The 24,046-nt window shown below is 49.4% G+C and carries 20 protein-coding genes, 2 tRNA genes, 1 rRNA gene and 1 riboswitch; of the genes, 22 read left to right on the forward strand and 1 reads right to left on the reverse strand.

All coding sequences use genetic code 11. The annotated features are described in order from the left end of the window. Positions 1–92 precede the first annotated feature (92 nt). The 18 genes from DWZ45_RS04225 to DWZ45_RS04310 all read left to right on the forward strand — a co-directional run bounded on the left by DWZ45_RS04225 (position 93) and on the right by DWZ45_RS04310 (position 19,230). Positions 93–2,980, forward strand: a 23S ribosomal RNA gene (locus DWZ45_RS04225). Positions 2,981–3,110: 130 nt separating this feature from the next. Next, positions 3,111–3,185 (forward strand) — tRNA-Pro (locus DWZ45_RS04230). A 13-nt stretch (positions 3,186–3,198) separates the two neighbouring features. Beyond that, positions 3,199–3,271 (forward strand) — tRNA-Gly (locus DWZ45_RS04235). 321 nt (positions 3,272–3,592) lie between these two features. Continuing rightward, positions 3,593–4,324 carry a 30S ribosomal protein S2 gene (rpsB, locus tag DWZ45_RS04240; RefSeq protein ID WP_022359217.1) on the forward strand — a complete coding sequence of 244 codons (732 nt, stop codon included), beginning with the start codon at positions 3,593–3,595 and terminating at the stop codon, positions 4,322–4,324. Positions 4,325–4,448: 124 nt separating this feature from the next. Beyond that, a complete protein-coding gene (gene tsf / locus DWZ45_RS04245; RefSeq protein ID WP_117796323.1) occupies positions 4,449–5,381 on the forward strand; it encodes a translation elongation factor Ts in 933 nt (310 codons plus the stop codon). Positions 5,382–5,838: 457 nt separating this feature from the next. Continuing rightward, positions 5,839–5,945, forward strand: a riboswitch (TPP riboswitch). A 393-nt stretch (positions 5,946–6,338) separates the two neighbouring features. Then, positions 6,339–6,875: an energy coupling factor transporter S component ThiW gene (gene thiW, locus DWZ45_RS04250; RefSeq protein ID WP_107000378.1), complete on the forward strand. Its 537-nt coding sequence runs from the start codon at positions 6,339–6,341 to the stop codon at positions 6,873–6,875. Further along, positions 6,868–7,689: a hydroxyethylthiazole kinase gene (gene thiM / locus DWZ45_RS04255; protein ID WP_117796325.1), complete on the forward strand. Its 822-nt coding sequence runs from the start codon at positions 6,868–6,870 to the stop codon at positions 7,687–7,689. The genes thiW and thiM overlap by 8 nt, the downstream gene beginning before the upstream one ends. 54 nt (positions 7,690–7,743) lie before the next feature. Beyond that, positions 7,744–8,379, forward strand: a complete 636-nt coding sequence (gene thiE, locus DWZ45_RS04260) for a thiamine phosphate synthase (RefSeq protein WP_118467799.1) — start codon at positions 7,744–7,746, stop codon at positions 8,377–8,379. Positions 8,380–8,560: 181 nt separating this feature from the next. After that, positions 8,561–9,370, forward strand: a complete 810-nt coding sequence (gene thiD / locus DWZ45_RS04265) for a bifunctional hydroxymethylpyrimidine kinase/phosphomethylpyrimidine kinase (protein WP_118467801.1) — start codon at positions 8,561–8,563, stop codon at positions 9,368–9,370. Then, on the forward strand, positions 9,367–10,029 hold the full coding sequence (tenA, locus tag DWZ45_RS04270) for a thiaminase II (protein ID WP_118467803.1): 663 nt from the start codon (positions 9,367–9,369) through the stop codon (positions 10,027–10,029). Before thiD ends, tenA begins: the two co-directional genes overlap by 4 nt. 2 nt (positions 10,030–10,031) lie before the next feature. Then, complete coding sequence (locus DWZ45_RS04275) at positions 10,032–10,784, forward strand: ABC transporter ATP-binding protein (RefSeq protein ID WP_118467805.1); 753 nt, start codon at positions 10,032–10,034, stop codon at positions 10,782–10,784. 35 nt (positions 10,785–10,819) lie between these two features. Continuing rightward, positions 10,820–11,560, forward strand: a complete 741-nt coding sequence (locus tag DWZ45_RS04280; RefSeq protein ID WP_117796467.1) for an ABC transporter permease — start codon at positions 10,820–10,822, stop codon at positions 11,558–11,560. Positions 11,561–11,795: 235 nt separating this feature from the next. Next, positions 11,796–12,863 carry an ABC transporter substrate-binding protein gene (locus DWZ45_RS04285; RefSeq protein ID WP_118468079.1) on the forward strand — a complete coding sequence of 356 codons (1,068 nt, stop codon included), beginning with the start codon at positions 11,796–11,798 and terminating at the stop codon, positions 12,861–12,863. Between the two features lie 257 nt (positions 12,864–13,120). Next, entirely contained in the window at positions 13,121–14,194 is a 1,074-nt protein-coding gene (gene trpS, locus DWZ45_RS04290) for a tryptophan--tRNA ligase (RefSeq protein WP_118467807.1), read from the forward strand. A gap of 249 nt (positions 14,195–14,443) precedes the next feature. Continuing rightward, a complete protein-coding gene (locus tag DWZ45_RS04295) occupies positions 14,444–15,763 on the forward strand; it encodes a sodium-dependent transporter (protein ID WP_117796330.1) in 1,320 nt (439 codons plus the stop codon). A gap of 355 nt (positions 15,764–16,118) precedes the next feature. After that, positions 16,119–16,763, forward strand: a complete 645-nt coding sequence (locus DWZ45_RS04300; protein ID WP_118467809.1) for a DUF6465 family protein — start codon at positions 16,119–16,121, stop codon at positions 16,761–16,763. 658 nt (positions 16,764–17,421) lie between these two features. Then, positions 17,422–17,649 carry a hypothetical protein gene (locus tag DWZ45_RS04305; RefSeq protein WP_117796332.1) on the forward strand — a complete coding sequence of 76 codons (228 nt, stop codon included), beginning with the start codon at positions 17,422–17,424 and terminating at the stop codon, positions 17,647–17,649. A gap of 189 nt (positions 17,650–17,838) precedes the next feature. Next, positions 17,839–19,230, forward strand: coding sequence for an RsmF rRNA methyltransferase first C-terminal domain-containing protein (locus DWZ45_RS04310; RefSeq protein WP_182426627.1), 1,392 nt, complete (start codon positions 17,839–17,841; stop codon positions 19,228–19,230). On the opposite strand, the gene DWZ45_RS04315 is transcribed toward DWZ45_RS04310, so the two are convergent. Next, positions 19,227–20,114 carry an RluA family pseudouridine synthase gene (locus DWZ45_RS04315; protein ID WP_118467811.1) on the reverse strand — a complete coding sequence of 296 codons (888 nt, stop codon included), beginning with the start codon at positions 20,112–20,114 and terminating at the stop codon, positions 19,227–19,229. The genes DWZ45_RS04310 and DWZ45_RS04315 overlap by 4 nt on opposite strands. 212 nt (positions 20,115–20,326) lie before the next feature. Here DWZ45_RS04315 and purE point away from each other — a divergent pair, with 212 nt between their 5' ends. Genes purE through purD form a run of 4 tightly spaced genes read left to right on the forward strand, consistent with a single transcriptional unit; the run spans position 20,327 to position 23,781 of the window. Then, on the forward strand, positions 20,327–20,839 hold the full coding sequence (gene purE / locus DWZ45_RS04320) for a 5-(carboxyamino)imidazole ribonucleotide mutase (protein ID WP_107000367.1): 513 nt from the start codon (positions 20,327–20,329) through the stop codon (positions 20,837–20,839). Positions 20,840–20,877: 38 nt separating this feature from the next. Continuing rightward, on the forward strand, positions 20,878–21,909 hold the full coding sequence (purM, locus tag DWZ45_RS04325; RefSeq protein WP_022359210.1) for a phosphoribosylformylglycinamidine cyclo-ligase: 1,032 nt from the start codon (positions 20,878–20,880) through the stop codon (positions 21,907–21,909). After that, a complete protein-coding gene (purN, locus tag DWZ45_RS04330; RefSeq protein WP_118467813.1) occupies positions 21,903–22,496 on the forward strand; it encodes a phosphoribosylglycinamide formyltransferase in 594 nt (197 codons plus the stop codon). The genes purM and purN overlap by 7 nt, the downstream gene beginning before the upstream one ends. Before the next feature lie 10 nt (positions 22,497–22,506). Next, positions 22,507–23,781, forward strand: coding sequence for a phosphoribosylamine--glycine ligase (purD, locus tag DWZ45_RS04335; protein ID WP_118467814.1), 1,275 nt, complete (start codon positions 22,507–22,509; stop codon positions 23,779–23,781). Positions 23,782–24,046: the final 265 nt, after the last annotated feature.

Raw genomic sequence — 24,046 nt, forward strand, 5'->3', positions numbered from 1 at the left:
AAAACAAGCAATTATTAATTGTAAACACCATAAGCCAAAGATGCAACGCTATGCATCTGAGAGGAACACCGTACCCGCGGTGTGAATCAATTGGTTAAGCTAATAAGAGCGCAGGGTGGATGCCTTGGCACTAAGAGCCGATGAAAGACGTGATAAGCTGCGAAAAGCTTCGGGGAGGAGCAAATATCCATTGATCCGGAGATATCTGAATGGGGAAACCCGGCTGAGAAGACCTCAGTCATCCATACGCCAATACATAACGTATGGAAGGGAACCCGCTGAACTGAAACATCTAAGTAGGCGGAGGAAGAGAAAGAAACATCGATTCCCAAAGTAGCGGCGAGCGAAATGGGAAGAGCCCAAACCAGAGTGCGTGCACTCTGGGGTTACGGACTGCATAAGTGAGCTGATTCGTTAATGGAACGGTCCTGGAAAGACCGGCCAGAGAGAGTGAAAGCCTCGTACATGAAAACGATAGGCAGCGGCAGGATCCAGAGTACCGCGAGACACGTGGAACCTTGCGGGAATTCGGGGGGACCACCCCCCAAGGCTAAATACTCCTTAGTGACCGATAGCGCATAGTACTGTGAAGGAAAGGTGAAAAGGACCCCGGGAGGGGAGTGAAAGAGAACCTGAAACCCTGTGTTTACAAGCTGTGGAAGCACGTTAAGGTGCAACCGCGTACTTTTTGTAGAACGGTCCGGCGAGTTGCGGATGCTGGCGAGGTTAAGGAGTAAAGCTCCGGAGCCGAAGCGAGAGCGAGTCTTAATAGGGCGTAAAGTCAGCATGTGCAGACCCGAAACCGGGTGACCTATCCATGTCCAGGTTGAAGTTCCCGTAAAAGGGAATGGAGGACCGAACGCACATCCGTTGAAAAGGGTGGCGATGAGGTGTGGATAGGGGAGAAATTCCAATCGAACCCGGAGATAGCTGGTTCTCCTCGAAATAGCTTTAGGGCTAGCCTCGTATTAGTTTAGCGGAGGTAGAGCACTGAATTTCCTAGGGGGCGTCAAAGTCTACCGAAGAATATCAAACTCCGAATGCCGCATAAATGATGTACGGGAGTCAGACTGCACGAGATAAGTTGGGTAGTCAAAAGGGAAAGAGCCCAGACCTACAGCTAAGGTCCCAAAGTGTGTGTTAAGTGGAAAAGGATGTGGGATTTCGAAGACAACTAGGATGTTGGCTCAGAAGCAGCCACACATTCAAAGAGTGCGTAATAGCTCACTAGTCGAGAGGTCCTGCGCCGAAAATGTCCGGGGCTAAAACACAACACCGAAGCTTAGGAATGTAATTATACATTGGTAGAGGAGCATTCTTAAAGAGACGAAGCAGTACCGATAAGGAGCTGTGGATTTTTAAGAAGAGAGAATGCCGGAATGAGTAGCGAGATGGAGGTGGGAATCCTCCAGGCCGAATATCTAAGGTTTCCAGAGTAAAGCTGATCTGCTCTGGGTAAGTCGGGGCCTAAGGCGAGGTCGAAAGACGTAGTCGATGGATAACAGGTTGAAATTCCTGTACTGCATATCATCAGAACTGTGGGGACACAGAGAGATACCGGAACCTGGGAGTGAAGATACCAGGGCAAGCGAGGTAGGTGCTAAGCTGGCAAATCCGCTTAGTAAGCCGAAGACGTGATGCGGAGCGAACAAAAGTAGCGAAGTCCGGGATTCGAGCTGTCGAGAAAAGCCGCTATTGTGTGATATGTACCCGTACCGTAAACCGACACAGGTGGATGAGGAGAGAATCCTAAGGCCGGCGGGAGAAGCATTGTTAAGGAACTCGGCAAAATGACCCTGTAACTTCGGGATAAAGGGTGCCACAGAGATGTGGCCGCAGAGAATAGGCTCAAGCAACTGTTTAGCAAAAACACAGGTCTATGCGAAACCGAAAGGTGAGGTATATGGGCTGACGCCTGCCCGGTGCTGGAAGGTTACGAGGAGAGGTTAGAGCAATCGAAGCTTTGAATCTAAGCCCCAGTAAACGGCGGCCGTAACTATAACGGTCCTAAGGTAGCGAAATTCCTTGTCGGGTAAGTTCCGACCCGCACGAAAGGCGTAATGATTTGAGCGCTGTCTCGACAATGCACCCGGTGAAATTGAAATACCAGTGAAGATGCTGGTTACCTGCGCCAGGACGGAAAGACCCCATGGAGCTTTACTCTAGCTTGATACTGGGATTCGGTACTGCATGTACAGGATAGGTGGGAGACTTTGATGACAGGACGCCAGTCTTGTCGGAGTCGCTGTTGGGATACCACCCTTGTGGTACTGGATTTCTAACCAACCTCCGTGACCCGGAGGTGGGACAATGTCAGGTGGGGAGTTTGACTGGGGCGGTCGCCTCCGAAAGGGTATCGGAGGCGCTCAAAGGTTCCCTCAGAATGGTTGGAAACCATTCAAAGAGTGCAAAGGCAGAAGGGAGCTTGACTGCGAGACCGACGGGTCGAGCAGGTACGAAAGTAGGACTTAGTGATCCGGTGGTAGAAAGTGGGATTGCCATCGCTCAACGGATAAAAGCTACCCTGGGGATAACAGGCTTATCACTCCCAAGAGTTCACATCGACGGAGTGGTTTGGCACCTCGATGTCGGCTCATCGCATCCTGGGGCTGAAGTAGGTCCCAAGGGTTGGGCTGTTCGCCCATTAAAGCGGTACGCGAGCTGGGTTCAGAACGTCGTGAGACAGTTCGGTCCCTATCCGGCGCGGGCGTAGGATATTTGAGAGGAGCTGCCCTTAGTACGAGAGGACCGGGGTGGACTGGCCTCTGGTGTATCTGTTGAGCCATCAGGCTCATGGCAGAGTAGCCAAGCCGGGACGGGATAAACGCTGAAGGCATCTAAGCGTGAAGCCCCCCTCAAGATGAGATATCCCATACGCAAGTAGTAAGACCCCTTGAAGACGACGAGGTAGATAGGGCAGAGGTGGAAGCGTAGTAATACGTGAAGCTGACTGTTACTAATCGGTCGAGGGCTTAACCAAAAGGTTATGGTTAAGGATAGGTAAGAGGAAGTTATTTCCTAAAGGATGGAAGATAGAAAGTAGAAGAAATTCAGTGTGCAGTTTTGAAGGTATATAAACGTTCAAGAAAATCAAATATAAACGTGGATGACGGGGTGTGGCTCAGCTTGGCTAGAGCGCCTGGTTTGGGACCAGGAGGTCGCAGGTTCGAATCCTGTCACCCCGATTCTTACAAATATGCGCGAGTGGCTCAGTTGGTGGAGCGCGACCTTGCCAAGGTCGAGGCCGCGGGTTCGAGTCCCGTCTCGCGCTCTTTTTATTTCTAGGATTTATGCGGGTTCCGAGGTTTTCGGAGCCCGCTTTTAATTTACATAGAATTGCTAAAAGTTTTTACTGAAGGTTTTGTATTATCATTCCGTATATGCTTGCTGGAAGAAATTCAAGAAACGAAGAAAAATGAAGGAAAATGCGTGATTTTTTTAATTTCCACTTGCATGTATACCGTGCCTGTGATATAGTATAAAGGCTGAAAATTCACGCCGGTCGGATTTACGCAGGACGGTGCTCATTATGAGTCCCCGCGGAAAGCATGAGAAGACGGCGGAAGAAAAACCAAAATTGGAGGAAAGAAACATGAGCGTTATTTCAATGAAGCAGTTACTCGAAGCAGGTGTACATTTTGGACACCAGACCAGAAGATGGAACCCGAAAATGGCTCCGTACATCTACACCGAGAGAAATGGTATCCACATCATCGACCTTCAGAAATCTGTAGGTAAAGTAGATGAGGCTTACAAGGCAGTATCCGATATCGCAGCAGACGGCGGCACAATCCTGTTCGTTGGTACAAAGAAGCAGGCTCAGGACGCTATCAAGACCGAGGCTGAGAGATGTGGTATGTTCTATGTAAACGAGAGATGGTTAGGCGGTATGCTGACAAACTTCAAGACCATCCAGAGCCGTATCGCTAGATTAAAACAGATCGAGGCTATGTCTGAGGACGGAACTTTCGACGTTCTGCCGAAGAAAGAAGTTATCGAGCTGAAAAAAGAGTGGGAGAAGCTGGAGAAGAACCTGGGCGGTATCAAAGATATGAAGAAGATCCCGGATGCTATCTTCGTAGTAGATCCGAAGAAGGAAAGAATCTGCGTACAGGAGGCTCATACTCTGGGTATTCCGCTGATCGGTATCATCGATACCAACTGTGATCCGGAAGAGCTGGATTATGTAATCCCGGGTAACGATGATGCTATCCGTGCCGTAAAACTGATCGTTTCCAGAATGGCAGACGCTGTTATCGAAGCTAAGCAGGGCGAGGCTGAGGCAGCTGCAGCAGAGGGCGAAGCAGAGGCTACAGAGGCTTAATTAACCCCAAAATTAAAAACTGAAACCAAAAGACCAGGAGCACGCCGCGGTTTTCCGCATAAAAGCGTGCTCCGCGCGGGTATACGAACGTGTACCTGAATTTATATACACGGAGGGATTTAAGATGGCAGTTACAGCCGCAATGGTAAAAGAGTTACGTGAAATGACAGGCGCTGGTATGATGGACTGTAAGAAAGCTCTTGCAGCTACAGATGGCGACATGGACAAAGCTGTTGAGTTCCTGAGAGAAAAAGGACTTGCAGGCGCTACTAAGAAAGCTGGCCGTATTGCAGCAGAGGGTATCGTTATGACTAAGGTTACCGCTGATGAAAAGAAGGCAGTTGTAGTAGAAGTAAACGCAGAGACAGACTTCGTAGCTAAGAACGAGAAGTTCCAGAACTATGTATCTGATGTTGCTGAGCAGGCGCTGAACACAAGCGCAGCAGATATTGACGCATTTCTGGCTGAAAAATGGGCAAAGGATCCGTCCCTGACAGTTGCAGAGGCTCTGTCTTCCCAGATCTCCATCATCGGCGAGAACATGAAGATCCGTCGTTTTGCTCAGTTAGCTGAGGAGAACGGTTTCGTTGCTTCCTACATCCATGCAGGCGGCAAGATCGGCGTTCTGGTAGACGTTGAAACTGACGTTGTAAACGATGCAATCAAAGAGATGGCTAAGAACGTAGCTATGCAGGCTGCAGCTCTGAAACCGCTGTACACCAACGACAGCGAAGTAGATGCAGATTACATCGCAAAAGAGAAAGAGATCCTGACTGTAGCAGCTAAGAACGAGAAGCCGGACGCAAACGACAAGATCATCAGCGGCATGGTTATGGGTCGTATCAAGAAAGAGCTCAAAGAGATCTGCCTTCTGGATCAGGTATATGTTAAGGCTGAGGATGGCAAGCAGAGCGTAGCTCAGTATGTAGCTCAGGTTGCTAAAGAGAATGGTGCGAAGATCACTGTTAAGAAGTTCGTTCGTTTTGAGACTGGTGAAGGTATCGAAAAGAAGGAAGAGAACTTTGCAGAGGAAGTTGCAAAGCAGATGGCACAGTAAGCGAACTACTTGTTGTAACTTCATATAACTTATTAGAAAGTGCTGAAACCCAGTATTTATGTAGGGTTTCAGCACTTTTTTGTGTACTGTTTTTTGATACTTTTTTATATAACTTGTTGCAATTTATTCTATCTTCTTATGCGAATTGTGTAAAAAAGTGTGTAGTGAGTTGTGTAGAGGTTTTGGGGGATTTGTGTAATAACACGAATGGAACGCCTCAGCTGATTGCAGACGCACCTTTGCAGTCTGCTCAGCATTACATTTACCGGTCTCAGGATCCCATTAGCGATTCTTTTGGGTGGCATTATGGGACTCACCGGAATCTGGCGGGCGCTTATGCTGACCTTGATCGTGAAAGGATAGGGGATAAAAGTGCACCAGAAAGTCGCACTTGAAAATTTCGCCAGATGCGCTATAATAAGTCTGGCGATGGTTCAGCATGGAAACATTGCAAATTTGATAAAAACAGGGGAGCTCGTTAGCGGGCTGAGAGGAAGTAATCGAACTTCGACCCTTTAACCTGATGCGGATAATGCCGTCGTAGGAAGTCATGAGATGAATTTTTACAGGAGATATCCGCAGGGGTATCTCCTGTTTTTTCATATAACAGGAAAATCCGTTGAAATTTCCTGTTATATAAAAAGTCCTACCGGGCGGGATCGCACTGCGGCGGAAGGGAATCATGTCGCAAGCGACCGCGCTCGGCGCGGGAATGTGCCAGGGCACATTCTTTTAAAATTAAATTCTTTGAAAGGGGGAACGTATTCCGCATGTGTGCGGCGAGCTGAGGGGGAGCGCCCTGAGCTTTGTAGGCAGCGATGGGAAGCCGTGTTCCGGCGTGAGAGGATACCAGAGAGTATCGACCGAATTTCATGCAGAAAACGTAAATTGTTCGTAACTGTTCAAGAATATCAAAGAAACAGAACAGTTGCAAATTTTCAAAGAAGGAGAAGAAAAATGAATAAGACAAACACGAAAAAACTGGCGATTGCGGCTGTATTCTGTGCCGTTGCCATCGTAGGAAGTTTATTTTCCGTTCCGGTGTTCGGAAGCAAGTGTTCCCCGGTACAGCATATGGTAAATATCCTGTGTGCCGTTCTTCTGGGACCGGGCTATGGACTGGGAGCGGCCTTTGCAGCGGCGCTGATCCGAAATCTGTTAGGACTTGGAAGCCTGATGGCATTTCCGGGCAGTATGTTTGGCGCCCTGATCTGCGGACTGGTTTACAAGAAAACGCAGAGTGTGTTCGCAACTTTGATCGGTGAGGTGCTTGGAACGTCCATTCTGGGCGGATTTGCAGCATATCCGGTGGCAGTTTTCCTGATGGGAAAGAGCGCGGCGGGACTGGCTGTCTATGCCTATGTGGTTCCGTTTTTGATCTCGACCGCGGGAGGCGCGATCATAAGCGCGGTTCTGATTTTAAGTTTAAAGAAAGCCAATATTTTAGCAGGAATGCAGGAAGCACTGAGAGAGGAGAAGCCAGCACATGTTTAAAGAAATATTTGATAATGTAAGAGAAAAATGTCCGTTAATCCACAACATTACGAACTACGTGACTGTCAATGACTGTGCCAACGTGGTACTCGCATGCGGCGCGTCCCCGATCATGGCGGATGATAAGGACGAAGTTTCGGATATCCAGACCATCTGCGGCGGACTGAATATCAATATCGGCACATTAAACAGCCGGACCATCGAATCCATGCTGCTTGCCGGAAAGCGGGCAAATGAGCTGGGTCATCCGGTAGTTTTAGACCCGGTAGGCGCCGGTGCGTCGAAACTCAGAACAGAGACCGCCAATCAGCTTTTAAAGGAAGTCAGGTTTACCGTGATCCGCGGGAACATTTCGGAGATCAAGACACTGGCACTTGGAAATGGGACGACGAAGGGCGTGGATGCCGATCTGGCAGACCGGGTGACGAAGGAAAATCTGGACGAGGCGGCAGCTTTTGCGAAGGCATTTGCCGGAAAGATGAATGCGGTCGTTGCGATCACCGGTGCGATCGACATTGTGGCGGATGCGGAGAAGGCATACTGCATTTACAACGGTCGTCCGGAGATGTCTTCCATCACGGGAACCGGCTGTCAGCTCTCGGCTCTGACGGCGGCCTTTGTGACAGCCAACCAGGAACAGCCGCTTGAGGCAGCTGCTGCGGCAGTCTGCGCGATGGGACTGGCCGGGGAGACGGCATACGCCCGTTTAAGTGAACTGGACGGCAATGCGACTTATCGGAATTATATCATTGATGCTATTTATCGCATGAACGGAGAAGCGCTGGAGGCTGGAGCAAAATTTGAAGTAAGATAATAGAGCTTTAGTGTCCGTTTTTATAAGAACAGCTGAGAAAAGGAGGAAATGCAGATGAACTGCAGACCGGAAGATATGCTGCTTTACGCGGTGACAGACCGCGCATGGCTGAAGGGGGAAACTCTGGAGAGTCAGGTTGAGAAAGCTTTGAAGGGCGGGGCGACGTTTGTCCAGCTGAGAGAAAAGGAGCTTGACGAGGCGGAGTTTCTGGAGGAGGCAAAGAAGCTTAAAATGCTTTGCAGAAAGTATCAGGTTCCGTTTGTGATCAATGACAACGTGGAGATTGCCCTGGCGGTGGATGCGGACGGCGTCCATGTGGGACAGAGCGATATGGAAGCGGGAAAGGTCCGGGAAAAGCTGGGACCAGATAAGATCATCGGCGTTTCCTGCAAAAATGTAGAACAGGCGCTTCTTGCGAAAAAGCATGGGGCGAATTATTTGGGAGTCGGAGCCATCTATCCGACGGGAACCAAAAAGGACGCCGATGCCGTGACGCCGGGGATGCTTGCCAAGATCTGTCAGGCAGTCGATATTCCGGTTGTTGCGATCGGCGGACTGAATAAAGAACATCTGGAACTGTTAAAAGGAACAGGTGTGGACGGCATTGCAGTGGTCAGCGCCTTGTTTGCGGCCGATGATATTGAAAAGGCAGCAGAGGAACTGAAGGAAGCTGTAAAAAAGGTCCTGTAAAGATGAAAACGTTGTCATTTTGTCAAAAAATGGCATGAAAAAGTTTATAAGAAAAAGCTTGTGAAAAAAGCTTCATTAAAAAATGGTAAGAAACTTTGCAAAAAGTTTTTTATGGCGGCACATTGGGGGCACCACCTTGTGTCGCCTTATAAAAGTTATTGATGCCTGAAAGGAGTTAATTATGAAGACAGCATTAACAATCGCTGGAAGTGATTGCAGCGGAGGCGCCGGTATCCAGGCCGATTTAAAGACGATGATCGCCAATGGAGTATATGGAATGAGTGCGATCACGGCGCTGACGGCCCAGAACACAACCGGCGTCCAGGGGATTTTTGAGATAACCCCGGAATTTCTGGAACAGCAGATTGACAGCGTATTTACGGATATTCGTCCGGATGCGGTAAAGATCGGTATGGTTTCTTCAACCGGACTGATCAAGTCGATTGCGAAGAAGCTTTGTGAGTACCAGGCAGAAAACATTGTTGTGGACCCGGTTATGGTGGCGACGAGCGGAGCAAAGTTAATCAGCGACGACGCCATCGACACCTTGAAAGAATCGCTTTTTCCATTAGCGGCGGTTCTGACACCGAACATTCCGGAGGCGGAGGTCTTATCAGGAATGGAAATTAAGTCTGCCGACGATATGATTACGGCAGCAAAATGTATCAGTGAAACGTACCATTGTGCGGTTCTCTGCAAGGGTGGACATCAGTTAAATGATGCCAACGATCTTTTATACCGGGACGGCGGATACCGTTGGTTTAACGGAAAACGCATCCACAATTCCAACACCCATGGGACGGGCTGTACCCTGTCCAGCGCGATTGCATCCAATCTGGCGAAGGGCTATGATCTTGACACCGCGGTGGAACGTGCCAAGGCATATATTTCCGGCGCACTGGGAGCGATGCTGGATCTTGGAAAAGGATCCGGGCCGATGGATCATGGATTTGATTTCTGGGGAAAAGGATTTGCGGAGGAACGCGTATGACAATGACAGAGAGGCTTTTGGAAGCCACAAAGGAGATCTGGGCTGGTTACAATGAAAAACCGTTCGTAAAAGGCATTGCGGACGGCAGTCTGGATCATGATAAATTCAAATATTATATGATACAGGATTATCTGTATCTGATTGATTACACAAAGGTGTTTTCCATCGGGGCGGCAAAATCAACGGATCTCGCATTTATGCGCCTGTTTGCCGGATATACCCACTCGATTCTGGATGGGGAGATGGATATTCACCGTGCTTACATGGAACGTTTGGGGATAACCAGAGAAGAGGCGGAACAGACGCCGGTCGCTCTGGATAACCTTTCTTATACTTCTTATATGCTTCGCATCGCTTATGAGGGGGGCACGCCGGAGGCGGCAGCAGCGATATTGTCCTGCGCCCTCAGCTATGAATGGATTGCGAAGAAAATCGCAGCAGACAGACCGGATGCCGACAAACATCCATTTTATGGGGAGTGGATCCGGGGATACGCTTCCGAGTCTTACCACAAGGAAAATGAAGTCCTTGTAGAGTGGATGAACCGTCTGGCAGAGGATCTGTCTGAGAAACAAAAGAAACATCTGGTGGATATTTTTGTGGCCTGCTCCCGCTATGAAGCGGCATTCTGGGATATGGCGTGGGAAATGAGGCGGTAAATATGCTTACATTTGACAACGTGCGTTTCCAATATGCGGTAGAGGATTTTTCGATCATTGACCATCTGTCGTTTGAAGTCCAGGATGGGGAGTTTGTGTCCATCATCGGCGCTTCCGGCTGTGGAAAAAGTACGATCTTCCGGCTGGTAAATAAGCTTCTTACCCCGGCTTCCGGTGTGATCCGGGTGGATGGGGAATCGATCGAAACGAAGAAAAATTACTGCGGATATATGCCGCAGCAGGATCTGCTGTTTCCATGGCGCACCGTGCGGGAGAATCTGATGCTTCCGATGGAGATTCAGGGCGGATATTCGAAGGAACAGATGCAGAAAAAAGCGGATGATGCGCTTCGATCGGTTGGACTTGCAGACTGGGGAGATAAGACGCCGAAAGAGCTTTCCGGCGGTATGCGCCAGAGAGCCGCCTTTGCGAGAACGGTTCTGACGGGTTCAGACCTTCTGCTTTTGGATGAGCCGTTTTCAGCCCTGGATTATCTGACAAGACTGTCTATGCGGGAGTGGCTTCTGGAACAGTGGGAGAAGGAGAAAAAGACGGTTCTTTTCATCACGCATGATGTGGAAGAAGCGGTGTTTCTGTCCAGCCGGATTCTCGTGGTGGAACAGTCACCGATCACACATCTGCGCTCCATCGAGGTCCCGGCGGGATATCCGCGATCCCGGGAAGAGCTTCGCAGACCGGAGATTCTGTCCTTAAAGGAAGAACTGATCGGAATGCTTAAGAAGGAGAAGGCGTGATGGAACAGAAAAAAACAAATAAAATGGGAAGCCGGATGAATGCGAATCTTCCAGCCCTGATTCTGGTGGCGGTGCTTCTGTTTACATGGCAGGCAGCGGCTATGGGGATTGATGCGGCCTATATTCTCCCGTCTCCGGTTCAGGTGGTTGTACGGCTGTGGGAACTTCGGGGTCCATTATTTACGGCACATCTGCCGGCGACGATGTCGGTAGTTGCGATTGGACTTTTGATCTCGATCGTGCTGGGCGTGGGACTGGCTGTGCTGATGGATGCCAGTGAGACGGCAAGAAAGGCGCTGTATCCGCTGATCATCGCCTCGCAGACGATCCCGACGACGGCGCTGGCACCGCTGTTTGTCCTCTGGTTTGGCTACACGATCTGGAGCAAGGTGCTGGTAACGGTGCTGATTACGTTTTTCCCGATCACGATCACGGTATTTGACGGGTTCCGGTCGGTGAAGACGGAAATGGAAGAACTTTTGTTTACATTTGGCGCGGATAAGCGTCAGATCTTTTTGAAATTAAAGATTCCGGCGACGCTTCCGTACTTTTTTTCAGCGATCAAGATGGCGGTACCGCTGTCGATCATCGGAGCGGCGATTGGAGAATGGCTGGGCGCTCAGAGCGGACTCGGATATTTCAGCCGGAGAATGATGACCCAGTTAGATGGAGCCGGTGTATTTGCACCGATTCTGCTCCTATCGGTAGTGGCGATGGCGGCAACGTGGGTTGTCTCGCTGCTTGAAAAGCGGATGATTTTCTGGAGGAATGAGTAGGAAATTGTGATATAGGATGAAATTTTGAAGTATGTGTGCGGATATTGAAAAGTCTGTATTTTTGAAATGTGTGCTGCAGGCCGAAAAAGTGTATTCACAAAAAGAGCTACTCGTGAAGAAGTCCAGATCGTTGAGATTGGTATGTGAATCCAGTAAGTCATATGCAAAAAAACTGGAAAACAGATAAGTGATAGGGAAATATAAACGGAAATTTGTAAAACTGAAAGGATATGAGATGAAAAAACGAATGAGAATGGCTGCCGCAGTGATGGCAGCAGTGATGGGAATGATGACACTTGGCGGATGTGGAACGGCCAGCGAAAAGAGTGAGACAGCTGCTCAGGCAGAGGGCACGGATGCGAAACAGACCTCGGAAGATGGAAAAAGTCAGGATCTTAAAGAGATCAATGTGGTTCTTGACTGGTATCCGAATGCGATCCATACCTTTATTTATACGGCGATCGAGCGCGGCTATTATGCGGAAGAAGGACTGGATGTGAATGTGCGTTTTCCGGCCAATGCGAACGATGCGTTATCACTGGTAGCGGCTGGAAAGGCGGAGATAGGCATGTACTATCAGCAGGATGTGATCCAGGCGGTTGCCAATCAGGGAACGAAGATCAAATCCATCGGTGCGATCGTGCAGTCCCCGTTAAGTGTCGTTCTTTCTTTAAAGGATAAGAATATCACAGGACCGGAAAATCTGGTTGGAAAAACCGTTGGTTACGGCGGAACAGCACTCAGCGAGGCGGTTGTCAAGAGCATGATGGAATATGTGGGAGCGGATGCATCGGATGTAAACCTGATCGATGTCGGATTTGAACTGATGAGTTCTATGACGACCGGCAATGTGGATGCGACGATCGGATGCCTTGTCAACCATGAGGTTCCGCAGATGGAGGAAGAGGGCTTTGATGTCAACTACTTCATGGCAGATGGATATGGAATCCCGAATTATTATGAGGAAGTATTCCTTGCCAACAACGAAATGATCCAGCAGGAGCCGGAAGTTCTGGAAGGATTCTTACGCGCATCGAAGAAGGGCTTTGAAGACTTTAAGAACGATCCGAATGGCTGCCTGGCAATCCTGATGAATAATCAGAATGAGGAAAACTTCCCTCTGACCCAGAGCGTGGAGGAGAAGTCCTGTGAGACACTTCTGCCGCTCATGGAGAGCGATGAGGTTCCGTTTTTGACCCAGACCGAAGAGTGCTGGCAGGAAAACATCGACTGGATGAGCGAGAGCGGGCTGATCGATAAGAAAGTGGATGTTTCGGATGTGATGGTAAACCTGCAGGAGTAAGAGCCAGAAGTAGTCAGAGACTGGCTGTTTGCGCAGAGCAAGTAAATTTCCGGAACTGGAAATTCTGGTGTTTAACATATATATGCAAGACAAGAATGGTAACAGAGTTACAGAGTTACTGGGGAAGATGGAGTCTCAGAATGTTGACAGTCTGCCAGCCAGGATATATAATATTTTCGTAACTGTTCAGTACCTTAACAGTCACGCGCAAAAATCCATTAAAGAAAAAACACCAGAATGGAAGGGGAAACAAATAGATGAAGAAAATTATTTTAACCGGCGATCGTCCTACAGGACGCTTACATGTCGGACATTATGTTGGCTCTCTGAGCGAGAGAGTGAGACTTCAGAACTCCGGCAAGTTCGATGAGATTTATATTATGATTGCCGATGCGCAGGCACTGACGGACAATGCCGATCACCCGGAAAAGGTGCGTAAAAATATTCTGCAGGTTGCCCTGGACTATCTGGCTTGTGGAATTGACCCGGAGAAATCCACCATCTTTATCCAGTCGATGGTGCCGGAGCTGACAGAGCTTACTTTCTACTATATGAACCTGGTTACGGTATCCCGTGTACAGCGAAATCCTACCGTAAAAGCAGAGATTCAGATGCGTAATTTTGAGGCAAGCATCCCGGTTGGATTCTTTACTTATCCGATTAGCCAGGCGGCGGATATCACTGCATTCCGCGCGACGACCGTTCCGGTTGGAGAGGATCAGATGCCGATGTTAGAGCAGTGCAAGGAGATCGTCCATAAATTCAACAGCGTGTACGGCGAGACCCTGACGGAACCGGAGATCCTGCTTCCGTCCAACAAGGCGTGTCTGCGTCTGCCGGGTATCGATGGAAAGGCAAAGATGAGCAAATCGCTTGGAAACTGCATCTACCTTTCTGATTCGGAAGCAGATGTGAAGAAGAAGATCATGTCCATGTTTACAGATCCAAATCACCTGCGTGTCGAGGATCCGGGTAAAGTCGAGGGCAATCCGGTCTTCATCTATCTGGATGCATTCTGCCGTCCGGAGTATTTTGCAGAGTTCCTGCCGGATTACCAGAACCTGGACGAGCTGAAAGCGCATTACCAGAGAGGTGGTCTGGGCGATGTGAAGGTGAAGAAATTCTTAAACAACGTCATGCAGGCTGAACTGGCTCCGATTCGCGCGAGACGTCAGGAATGGGAGAAGAGAATCCCGGATGTATTTGACATTCTGAAAGAGGGAAGCAAGGTAGCAGAGGCGAAGGCTGCTGAGACGCTTCGCGATGTGAAGGCTTCAATGCGGATCAATTACTTTGATGATGACAGTCTGATCGATACGATCGAGGACTAAGAGAAAAAGTGGAAATTCGGCGCGGCTTTCTGAAATGCCGGGAGTGTGCTGCCGGAAATGAATTGAATTAAGAAATAGAGAAAAGTCTGTCTTCTGGCATGGGAAAGGTGTCGGGGGACAGACTTTTTTGCGTGATTCCCACTTAAAAACGGTTTACATAGTCCCTAAAATTCGATATAATAATCTGTATTGCGTTATAACGCAAGGCTATATCAAATATGAAATGAAAGAATACTAAGAGGGCTACACATGAGTAAAAACAAACAATGGGCGAGTAAGCTGGGCTTTATTATGGCGACGGCTGGGGCGGCGATTGGATTGGGAAATCTGTGGAAATTTCCATATCTGATGGGAAAGAACGGTGGATTTCCATTTCTGGTTGCGTATCTGTTTTTTATCGTCGTTCTCGGACTTCCGGTTATGATCACGGAAATGTCCTTGGGACGGAAGACGCGGCATGATCCGGTGCAGGCGTATGCGGACATTCATCCGCACGCACGGATTGTCGGTATATTCGGCGTACTGGCGGCGTTTATTATTTTGAGTTATTACAGCGTCATCGGCGGCTGGATTTTAAAGTATATTGCCAGCTATGTGACGACGGCGGCAGCGCCGGATTTTAACGCCTTTATCGGCAGCAGCGAGCCGGTGATCTGGCATATTGTATTTATGGCAGCGACTATAGCTGTCTGCTATTTTGGCATCAATGGCATTGAGAAAGCGAGCAAATTGATGATGCCGATGCTTCTGGTTCTGTTATTTGTCATCATTTTCAGAAGCGTGACGCTTCCGGGAGCTTCGAAAGGACTGTTATTTATCTTCCAGCCGGATTTTTCGGCGTTCACGCTTTCTTCTGTCAGCGCGGCACTGGGACAGGTGTTTTATTCCCTGAGTCTCTGTATGGGTATCACGATCACCTACGGAAGCTATCTGAGTGGAAAGGAAAATATTCCAAAAAGCTGTATGATCGTCGGTGGTCTGGACACCGTGATTGCGGTTCTCGCGGGTATCGCGATCTTTCCGGCAGTATTTGCCTTCGGTCTGGAGCCGGGACAGGGACCGGGACTGATTTTCGGCACACTGCCGATGGTATTTGCGAATATTGCGGGGGGAACTTTCTTTGCAATCCTGTTTTTTGCGCTGGTTTTTTTCGCAGCCGTTACGAGTGCGATCGCACTTCTGGAAGTCTGTGCCTCTTTTGCGATTGATTCGCTGGGCTGGGAACGCAAGCATGCGGCGCTTGTGATTGGTACGGCGATCACGCTGCTTGGCATTCCGAGTGCGCTGTCCTTCGGCGTCCTGAGTGATGTCACAATCCTGAATCAGTCGGTCTTTGATTTCGCTGGACTGGTAACGGATAATATTCTGATGCCGCTCGGTGGACTCACGATGTGCTACTATGTAGGCTGGAAATGGAAACCGGAGTATCTACTTGCGGAGATCGAGGCGGACGGTACGAAATTCCGTCTGGGAAAACTCTGGGTGTTCTGCATCCGATTCCTGACGCCGATTATGGTGGGAATCGTCAGTGTAACTGGATTTTATAATTTGTACTTGGCGATTCGGTAGGAAGAGCGGTTTTGTTGACAAAAACAGGAAATTGCCGTATAATTTGTTAAAGTTCAGACAAGGTCATGGAAATAGGGATAGGATGTGCTTGACGGTGGATCAAGGGCGGAAAAAGACCATTTGTGTGATAATCTGAATGGACAGACAACTTGGGGAAACTTGAATATAAGACAATTAAATTATGGGGATACCGCAGAATGACAAGGATGTGATTAGGCGGTGTCCCTACTTCGACTGTCGGGAATGAATCGGATATGAGGCATTGCCGCAGGCGGAAAAGCTGCGCCGTGTGAGTGAGCACAGAATCACAAGCCGGAAGACGTTGCGGAGAAAGCAGAGAAGGAGGATGAGATATATGGTTCAGAGAAAGAAAACATTAGCCAAGACAGCGGCAAAGAAATCTGTTTCAACGGAAGAGAAAAAGGTTCCGTCTGTTGTGGAGAAAAAAGAGACAGCCGTAGCTGAAGTGGCGAAGAAAGAAACGGCAGTGGCAGCAGTCGCAAAGAAAGAGACAGCGGTAGCGGAAGTGGCAAAGAAGGAAACAGCTGTTGCAGCGGTGGAGAAAAAAGAGACGGCAGTAGCATCCGTTCCGAAAAAGGAAACTGCACTGGCACATGTAGAGAAGAAAGAAACAGCCGTAGCGCCGGTACAGAAGAAGGAGACCGCCCTCGCAGAGAAGAAAGAGATGGCAGCAGCCGCAGAGAAAAAGGAGACAGATGTGACCGTAAAGAAAACAACTGCAAAGAGAACTACAAAGACAACCACTGCAGCAAAGAAGACAGCTGCGAAGAAGGAAGTAAAGACAGTTGCATACGTACAGTACGCAGGCTCTGAGATTTCTATCGAGAAGCTGGAGGCAGAAGCAAAGAAAGCATATGCAGCTCTGGGACATAAAGAGGACGAGATTGAGACTCTGACCCTGTATGTTAAACCGGAAGAGCGTGCCGTTTACTATGTGGTAAATGGAGAAGGTTCCAGCGAGTACAAGATTGTGTACTAAGGTGGGCGTTCGGTGAAGTTTCCGGCTCTGTATGACGGGAAGTTTACATACCATATCTGCTTAAAATGAGGGAGCAGGTATAAAAATCTAAGAATGGTAAAAAGCCAGTTTTTATATCTTTGGTGTATTAAGAGAGATATAGAACTGGCTTTTTATTTCATAGAAAAATGTGTCCTATGAAACAAAATACGCTCCGCGAGGATGCACAGTGATTCTGTATGGAATATGTCAGCTTCGCTGATCAGAATCACGCGCCAGGTCTCACGGACGGTTCACTGATCTGTGGATATTTTGATATGGGGATGTTTTAAAATCATAAAAGGGAATGCGGATGATTCGGTGCAGGGCGGAATGAAGGAAAAAACAGCCAGAACAGTACTCCAGCGGTTAAGGTCAGGCAAATCTCCATGGCACTGTTGATGATTCCCGATAAAATCCAGCTGTCCAGACAGAAAACACAAGAAATCCAGAGAAGCAGGAGGCAGAGGCGCCCACGGGCAGCAGGAGAATCCAAAGAGTGAGTCAATTTGCTGAAAAAGGTAGTATGGGAGTTTGTTTGGGAATAACGGGCAGGAGCTGGGGACGAAAGATAGAACTGCAAGCTTAAATAAAACAGATTATAAAGAAATAACAGTGCAGCCGCCAGCGCCAGAAGCGTGTGAAGGATAGCACAGACTGGGAGGTGCTCCGGGGTATAGGGCAGCAGGGCAGCGGCAGTGAGGAGAAGCAGGCAGCATTTTGCCTGGCGGGGGCGGTACAGGGAGAGTTGGGAGTAGAAAAAGCCGCCGCAGAGCAGGCACCAGAGAAAAAATTCGCCGCGTCGGTGCAGTGCGATGCTGATACTGGAAAAATTGGAAGAAAACAGATTGCATCCGCGTGTGAGTGAGAAACTAAAAAATGGGAGGAGAACGAACGTAAATATCCATCGAATCATGAGGATAGTGTGGGAAAATGGGGCGGAAAAGATACTGGAAAGAAGAGGCAGAAATAGTTGACGGAATTGCTGTTTATGTAATAGTATTATTATTTAGGAAAGATGAATTATATGTTTGATTAAGAAGGATAATACAAAACCATGATAAATTTACCAGCAGCATTTACTGAACGAATGAAACAGATGCTCGGCAGGGAGTACGATGCGTTTATCGCCAGTTATGATAAGGAGCGCTCACAGGGACTGCGCGTGAACGGACTGAAAGCGGATCCGGCTGAATTTGCTAAGACGGCTCCATTTTCTCTGAATCCGGTTGCGTGGGCGGCGGAGGGATTCGCTTATGGGGCGGAGGAGCGTCCGGGGCGTCATCCGTACCACGATGCGGGCGTTTACTATATTCAGGAGCCGAGCGCGATGATTGCGGCTTCGCTTTTAAACCCGCAGCCGGGGGAAATGATTCTGGATCTCTGTGCGGCACCGGGCGGAAAATCGACGCAGGCGGCGGCGAGATTGGGCGGAGAAGGACTTCTGGTGAGCAATGAGATCCATCCGGCGCGTGCAAAGATTCTCTCGCAGAATATCGAGCGCATGGGAATCCGGAATGCGGTTGTGACAAATGAAGATTCCGGGCGGCTGACGAAGTATTTTCCGGCATTTTTTGATGGGATCATCGTGGATGCACCGTGTTCCGGCGAGGGAATGTTCCGCAAGGATGAGACGGCGGTCACGGAATGGAGCCCGGAGAATGTGCGTCGCTGTGCTGGGCGGCAGCAGGAGATTCTTGAAAATGCGGCGATGATGCTGAAACCGGGCGGACGGCTGGTGTATTCCACCTGTACTTTTGCGCCGGAGGAGGACGAGCAGGCGATCGGACGTTTCTTAGAGGCACATCCAGAGTTTGCGCTAGAGGAAACGCCGGACTATCCGGGACTTTCGCACGGTGTTCCAGCCTGGGGGGCGGGCGTGACGGATGGAATCGAGAAAACGGTCCGTATCTGGCCGCACCGGACCGAGGGAGAAGGCCATTATGCAGCACTTCTTCGAAAAACGGGCGAGCCGGAGAGCGTGAAGCGTAAATATCCGGCTTCGATGAAGGACAAGAAGCTTCTGGCAGTCTATGAGGATTTCTGCAAAGAGATATTTATTGAGCCGAAGAAATGGACAGCGGACAGTACGATGACGATGTTTGGCGATCAGCTTTACCGGACGCCGGAGGAGATGGTCGATTTTAAGGGGCTGCGGGTGCTTCGCCCGGGGCTTCAGATGGGAGAATTTAAGAAAAACCGTTTTGAGCCGTCCCACGCGCTGGCACTTGCCCTGCATCCATCGGAGGTAAAACAGAACGTGAACCTGTCTGCCGACGCGCCGGAGACGGCGGCATACCTGCGCGGCGAGACGATCCAGCTTTCTGAGGAAGACGCCGGAAAAGGCTGGTGCCTTGTGAGTGTGGACGGGTATTCGCTCGGATGGGGCAAGAAGAGCGGCGGGACGCTGAAAAACCATTATCCGAAGGGACTGCGGAAGCAGTATTAATAGAAGAAGGAAAAATCCTCCGGCATCGGAGCCGTAAACTCCATTGCTTCCCCAGTGATCGGATGCCGGAATGCCACCGTATAGGAGTGAAGCGCCTGCCGTCCGATGAAGCGGTAATCCGGGTTGTATAGAAAATCCCCTAAAAGCGGGTGCCCGATGGCTTTCATGTGGACCCGGATCTGGTGGGTGCGTCCCGTTTCCAGGCGAAGCCGGACGAGGGAGCAGCCGAGATCGTCCCGGTAATCGAGACACCGGTAATGGGTGACGGCGTGTTCCCCATGATCCATATCGATGCAGCGTTCGATGGTGGAACCATCTTTTCGGGCGATCGGCAGATCGATGGTGCCAGATCCTTCTGGTTTACCGGCAACAATCGCGAGATATTCGCGGCGTATCTCTTTTTTTGCAGTCATGGCGGAGAGAAATGCGCCGCTTATTTTATGTTTGGCGATCAGCAGAAGACCGGTGGTGTCTCGGTCTAAGCGGTTCACGGCACGGAACACGAAATGTTCGCCGCGCGAGGCAAACCGGTACGCGAGGGCGTTTGCCAGCGTATTTTCATGGTGTCCCTGGGACGGGTGGACAGGCATTCCGGTGGCTTTGTTGAGTATTATGAGATCTTCGTCTTCATATACTATATCGATCGGAAGATTGACCGGAGGAATATCTGAAGAAACGGGTTCGTCCGGGAGAAAGAGCGTCAGGGTGTCTCCGATCTGAAGCGGTGTGTTCAGCCAGGACGGTGTTCCGTTCAGGCAGATCTGCTCAGGGTTCTGTTTGAGCTCGATGAGGATGCGGCGGGAATATCCGGCATCGCGGAGGAAGGCGCCGATGGTGTCAGCTTTGTTTTTATTTGTAATAGTGTATGATAATGTCCGTTTCATTTAGGGAACCTCTTTGTAATCATTGTGATGCCAATAAGGATAACATAAAAGCAAGGAGGCTGCAATCTCATAGTATTTTTTGAAGGATTCTCGAAACCCTATTGACTTGCGATCAAAAACCTAGTATCATTACTAATAAGTAAGGCTGTTTTTATTCAAATTACTTATAAGTAGAACTAATAAATACAATGCAGAGAAAAGGAGAATGAACGATGGCAAAAGTAGGAATTGTAATGGGAAGCGATTCGGACATGCCGATCATGGCACAGGCAGCAGATTTTCTGGACAAGATGGGGATTGATTATGAAATGACAATCATTTCTGCACACCGTGAGCCAGACATCTTTTTTAACTATGCAAAATCCGCTGAGGAGAAAGGCTTTAAGGTTATCATTGCAGGTGCTGGTAAGGCAGCGCATCTGCCGGGTATGTGCGCGGCACTGTTCCCGATGCCGGTGATCGGTATTCCGATGAAAACCTCGGATTTAGGCGGAGTTGATTCTCTGTATTCGATCGTACAGATGCCATCCGGTATTCCGGTTGCAACGGTAGCGATCAACGGCGGTAAGAACGCGGGTATTCTGGCAGCCAAGATTCTGGCAACTTCCGATCCGGAGCTGTTAGCGAAATTAAAGGCATACTCCGAGGAGATGAAGAATGAAGTAGCCGGTAAGGATGAGAAATTACAGAAACTGGGACATAAAGAGTATCTGGCACAGAAATAAAAACAAAAAATATAAACAAGGACATACGGAGGAAAACCATGGATTACAAGAATTCCGGAGTAGATATTGAGGCTGGTTATAAGTCAGTAGAACTGATGAAAGAGCATGTAAAGAAAACGATGCGCGAGGAGGTGCTGGGAGGTCTGGGCGGCTTTGCCGGTGCATTCTCCCTGGCAAAGATTAAAGAGATGGAAGATCCGGTTCTCTTATCTGGTACGGACGGCTGTGGTACCAAGGTAAAACTGGCGATCATCATGGACAAGCATGACACGATCGGTATCGACGCGGTTGCGATGTGTGTCAACGACATTGCATGTGCAGGCGGCGAGCCGCTGTTTTTCCTGGACTATATTGCCTGCGGCAAGAACTATCCGGAAAAGATCGCGGATATCGTAAAAGGCGTTGCAGAAGGCTGCTTACAGTCGGAGGCAGCTCTGATCGGCGGCGAGACAGCTGAGCATCCGGGACTGATGCCGGAGGAAGATTATGATCTGGCTGGTTTTGCTGTCGGTGTGGTTGATAAAAAAGACATGATTACCGGCGAAAACCTGAAACCGGGTGATGTACTGATCGGTATGGCATCCACCGGCGTTCACAGTAATGGTTTCTCCCTGGTCCGCAAGGTATTTGAGAAGGAACTCAACAAAGAGGGACTGGAGACCTACTATGAGGAGTTGGGAACCACGCTTGGCGAGGCACTTCTGGCACCGACCCGTATCTATGTAAAGGCGCTGAAAGCAGTGAAGAATGCAGGCGTGACTGTGAAAGCGTGCAGCCATATCACTGGCGGCGGCTTCTATGAGAATGTTCCGCGTATGCTGAAAGACGGTGTCCGCGCAGTCATCAAGAAAGACAGCTATCAGATTCCGCCGATCTTTGGTATGCTGGCGAAGAAAGGCGATATCGAGGAGCACATGATGTACAATACCTACAACATGGGTATCGGCATGGTCGTAGCAGTCGATGCGGCTGATGCAGAGCGTGCGATGGAGGCAATGAAGTCCGCTGGCGATACACCGTACATCATCGGTTCCATTGAGGCGGGAGAAAAGGGAGTAACATTATGCTAAGAGTCGTTGTAATGGTATCTGGCGGCGGTACAAATCTGCAGGCAATCCTGGATGCGGTTGATAATGGCAAGATCACGAACGCAGAGGTTGTAGCGGTTATCAGCAACAATGAGGGCGTTTATGCGATTGAGCGCGCGAAAAAACACGGTGTCCCAGCGTTTGTTGTGACTCCGAAGGCGTATGAGACGCGAGATGCATTCGATGAGGCGCTTTTAGAGACCGTCAAGGCGTGTAAGCCGGATCTCATCGTTCTGGCTGGATTTCTTGTGAAGATTCCGGCGGCGATGATCGAGGCATACAGAAATAAAATTATCAATATTCACCCGTCCCTGATTCCGTCCTTCTGTGGCGTCGGCTATTATGGACTGAAGGTGCATGAGGCGGCACTGGCGCGCGGCGTCAAGGTGACGGGCGCGACGGTTCACTATGTGGATGAAGGAACCGATACCGGTCCGATCCTCTTCCAGAAAGCCGTAGAGGTGCAGCCGGATGATACGCCGAAGACGCTGCAGCAGCGCGTGATGGAACAGGCAGAGTGGGTACTGCTTCCGCAGGCGATCGATGCGATTGCAAACGGAAGAATATAAGGAGAAGAACATGAAAGTTTTAATCGTTGGCAGCGGCGGACGTGAGCATGCGATCGCATGGAAAGTGGCTCAGAGTCCGAAGGTAGATAAAATTTATTGTGCACCGGGCAATGCGGGAATTGCAGAGTATGCAGAGTGTGTGCCGATCAGTGCGATGGAATTTGATAAGCTGGCGGCATTTGCAAAAGAGCATGAGGTTGACCTGACCGTGATCGGCATGGACGATCCGCTGGTTGGCGGTATCGTGGATGTGTTCGAGGCACAGGGACTGCGTGTATTTGGACCGAGAAAAAATGCGGCGATTCTGGAAGGATCGAAGGCATTTTCCAAGGATCTGATGAAGAAATACAACATTCCGACCGCAGCCTATGAGACTTTTACCGATCCGCACAAGGCGCTGGAATACTTACAGACCGCTAAGATGCCGATCGTTTTGAAAGCAGATGGTCTGGCACTTGGAAAAGGTGTTCTGATCTGCAATACTTTAGAGGAAGCAGAGGCAGGCGTCAAGGAGATCATGGAGGACAAGAAGTTTGGTTCTGCCGGCAATCAGATGGTTATCGAGGAGTTTATGACAGGACGCGAGGTTTCTGTCCTTTCCTTCGTCGATGGCGATACGATCCGCATTATGACCTCCTCCCAGGATCACAAGCGGGCGCTGGACGGCGATCAGGGCTTAAATACAGGCGGTATGGGAACCTTCTCGCCAAGCCCGTTCTACACAAAAGAAGTAGACGAATTCTGCAAAAAGTACATCTATCAGCCGTCGGTTGACGCGATGAAGAAGGAAGAACGTACCTTCAAGGGTATCATTTTCTTCGGTCTGATGCTGACCGAAGATGGTCCGAAGGTGCTGGAATACAATGCGCGTTTCGGCGATCCGGAGACACAGGTTGTCCTGCCGCGCATGAAGAACGACATCGTGGAAGTCTTTGAGGCATGTATCGACGGAACCCTGGATCAGATCCAGCTGGAATTTGAGGACAATGCGGCAGTCTGTGTTGTTCTGGCGTCGGATGGTTATCCGGTGAAATATGAAAAGGGTTTCAAGATTCACGGTCTGGAGAAATTCAAAGACACGGACGGTTACTATGTATTCCATGCAGGCACGAAGTTCGATGCAGACGGTGATATCGTGACAAATGGCGGTCGGGTGCTGGGCGTTACTGCAAAGGGCAAAGACCTGAAAGAGGCGCGCGCCAACGCATACAAGGCGACCGAGTGGATCGATTTCGCTAACAAATATATGCGCCATGATATCGGGCATGCGATTGATGAGGCGTAAGGGAAGCGGAAGCGATTGTCAATACAGAAATGTGATTCGTATTTGCGGGACTCATTGCCTTCCTTATCACGAGAAAGGTACGGAACCGCTGCATTTACGAGAAAACAGTAAAGTGCCCATATAAGAGGCGCGGAGCGGAAAACTGTAAGACCTGCCAATACTTCTATAAGAGAGGTGTGACATCGGAAGACAAGAAGGGCTTCGAGAGATTCAAAGAAGAGAAATAACGAAAAATGCCGGGTAAGACGACGATTCTTATCCGGCG

The sequence above is a fragment of the Clostridium sp. AF32-7AC genome (assembly GCF_003477925.1).
GTDB lineage: Bacteria > Bacillota > Clostridia > Lachnospirales > Lachnospiraceae > Otoolea > Otoolea fessa.

Bases quoted from the DNA above. Each gene is read 5' to 3' on its own strand.
- purE (WP_107000367.1), top strand. From the start codon at position 20,327: ATGGCAAAAGTAGGAATTGTAATGGGAAGCGATTCGGACATGCCGATC.
- DWZ45_RS04280 (WP_117796467.1), top strand. From the start codon at position 10,820: ATGAATGCGAATCTTCCAGCCCTGATTCTGGTGGCGGTGCTTCTGTTT.
- DWZ45_RS04300 (WP_118467809.1), top strand. From the start codon at position 16,119: ATGGTTCAGAGAAAGAAAACATTAGCCAAGACAGCGGCAAAGAAATCT.
- DWZ45_RS04310 (WP_182426627.1), top strand. From the start codon at position 17,839: ATGATAAATTTACCAGCAGCATTTACTGAACGAATGAAACAGATGCTC.
- DWZ45_RS04275 (WP_118467805.1), top strand. From the start codon at position 10,032: ATGCTTACATTTGACAACGTGCGTTTCCAATATGCGGTAGAGGATTTT.
- thiD (WP_118467801.1), top strand. From the start codon at position 8,561: ATGAAGACAGCATTAACAATCGCTGGAAGTGATTGCAGCGGAGGCGCC.
- DWZ45_RS04295 (WP_117796330.1), top strand. From the start codon at position 14,444: ATGAGTAAAAACAAACAATGGGCGAGTAAGCTGGGCTTTATTATGGCG.
- thiM (WP_117796325.1), top strand. From the start codon at position 6,868: ATGTTTAAAGAAATATTTGATAATGTAAGAGAAAAATGTCCGTTAATC.
- tenA (WP_118467803.1), top strand. From the start codon at position 9,367: ATGACAATGACAGAGAGGCTTTTGGAAGCCACAAAGGAGATCTGGGCT.
- rpsB (WP_022359217.1), top strand. From the start codon at position 3,593: ATGAGCGTTATTTCAATGAAGCAGTTACTCGAAGCAGGTGTACATTTT.
- DWZ45_RS04315 (WP_118467811.1), bottom strand. From the start codon at position 20,114: ATGAAACGGACATTATCATACACTATTACAAATAAAAACAAAGCTGAC.
- tsf (WP_117796323.1), top strand. From the start codon at position 4,449: ATGGCAGTTACAGCCGCAATGGTAAAAGAGTTACGTGAAATGACAGGC.
- thiE (WP_118467799.1), top strand. From the start codon at position 7,744: ATGAACTGCAGACCGGAAGATATGCTGCTTTACGCGGTGACAGACCGC.
- purN (WP_118467813.1), top strand. From the start codon at position 21,903: ATGCTAAGAGTCGTTGTAATGGTATCTGGCGGCGGTACAAATCTGCAG.
- thiW (WP_107000378.1), top strand. From the start codon at position 6,339: ATGAATAAGACAAACACGAAAAAACTGGCGATTGCGGCTGTATTCTGT.
- trpS (WP_118467807.1), top strand. From the start codon at position 13,121: ATGAAGAAAATTATTTTAACCGGCGATCGTCCTACAGGACGCTTACAT.
- purD (WP_118467814.1), top strand. From the start codon at position 22,507: ATGAAAGTTTTAATCGTTGGCAGCGGCGGACGTGAGCATGCGATCGCA.
- DWZ45_RS04285 (WP_118468079.1), top strand. From the start codon at position 11,796: ATGAAAAAACGAATGAGAATGGCTGCCGCAGTGATGGCAGCAGTGATG.
- purM (WP_022359210.1), top strand. From the start codon at position 20,878: ATGGATTACAAGAATTCCGGAGTAGATATTGAGGCTGGTTATAAGTCA.